1 protein-coding gene is annotated in these 272 nt (G+C 34.2%); it reads right to left on the bottom strand.

The genetic code is table 11. From position 1 onward, the window contains the following. Nucleotides 1–272 (bottom strand): glycosyltransferase family 2 protein (locus tag ACSV5T_RS09845; RefSeq protein WP_438320992.1); only part of this gene is annotated, 272 nt, incomplete at both ends.

The raw sequence follows: 272 nt of genomic DNA, 5'->3' as shown, positions 1-272 counted from the left end.
CAACTGTGGCCTCCGGATAGAAACTAAAAGCATTTTTAATTATCTCTGGATAACCTGGTCTTAGTATTTCATCATCATCCACTAAAACACAAATGTCCCCAGTTGCTTTCGAAAGTGCTAGATTTCTACTCTTAGATAATCCTCGTTCATCTACGCTAATCCATTCTACACGGTGTCCTTTATAATCGAAAATTTCATTTCCTATATCATTACCTTGATTAATGACAATTGTATCGCATTGGATATTTAATCTATCAAGTAAAGAATAGTCA

The organism is Veillonella sp. ZSJB6, from assembly GCF_051549505.1.
Lineage (GTDB): Bacteria > Bacillota > Negativicutes > Veillonellales > Veillonellaceae > Veillonella.
The sequence above is the reverse complement of the archived record's forward strand: the minus strand, read 5'-3'. Positions and strand labels throughout refer to the sequence as shown.